At 47.5% G+C, this 978-nt stretch carries 1 protein-coding gene and 1 pseudogene; both read left to right on the top strand.

Going from position 1 to position 978, the window contains the following annotated elements; translation table 11 throughout:
* Positions 1-15 precede the first annotated feature (15 nt).
* A pseudogene (gene ispD, locus A3750_RS26860) lies at positions 16-744 on the top strand (2-C-methyl-D-erythritol 4-phosphate cytidylyltransferase); the annotation flags it as partial.
* Between the two features lie 66 nt (positions 745-810).
* A partial coding sequence (locus A3750_RS26855; protein ID WP_231871812.1) for a 2-C-methyl-D-erythritol 2,4-cyclodiphosphate synthase occupies positions 811-978 on the top strand: 168 nt, incomplete at its 3' end.

Here is a 978-nt window from a genome sequence, read left to right as displayed (position 1 = left end):
GTATGATTGGTCGAAATGAGACCTTCTTTATGGTGGTCAATCTTAACGATCATTAGCGAAAGCATCTACATGGCGATAGGCAACCCTGAGCCGAAACACTGGCTTATCATTCCAGCAGCGGGCATTGGATCACGAATGGCCGCTGACCTACCAAAACAATATCTGAAAATTCACGAGAAGAGCATTCTGCAAACGACGATTGAGGCGATGGCTTCTGCGAAGCGTTTTGACGGAGTATTTATTGGTCTTCACCCTGATGATCAGTACTTTGCCTCTCTTACGATTGAGTGCGAGACACCGATAACCTCTTATATTGGCGGCACGGAAAGGGCAGAAACAGTGCTTGCTGGGTTGAAAGCTCTTGCCTCACAAGCCTCGAAAGATGACTGGATATGGGTGCATGATGCGGCTCGTCCACTTATATCGAGCAGCGAAATTCATGAACTGGAAGATACTCTTCTTCAGACCGATATTGGTGCATTGCTCGTATTGCCTTGTACTGACACGATGAAGATAGCGAGCCTTGAAGGCGAGCTGACGACCGTAGACCGCTCTTCTCTATGGAGGGCACAAACTCCGCAGGTGTTCCGTCACTCACTACTTGTCGAAGCCCTGAGCAAGGGGATAGCGCACGATTGGGAAATTACGGATGAGTCTTCGGCAATAGAGCAGTCAGGCCTTACCCCGCGACTAGTGCAAGGAAAAGGGACCAATATTAAAGTGACTCATCCTGAAGACCTCATGGTTGTCGAGCGGGGTGTGATTCGCGAAAAGTCGAGGCTTAAAAATATATCAGAGAACGTAAATGATATGAGCGATATACGAATTGGCAGTGGATATGATGTCCATGCTTTTGAGGATGGAGATTCGATTACCTTAGGTGGCGTAAAGATTCCGCATAATCAAGGCTTAAAAGCGCATTCCGATGGTGATGTTCTGTTACATGCTATATGTGATGCCTTGCTTGGAGCGCTTGCT

Source organism: Oleiphilus sp. HI0079 (assembly GCF_001635105.1).
Note: the sequence above shows the minus strand (reverse complement) of the source record. Positions and strands in the feature narration are given on the sequence as shown.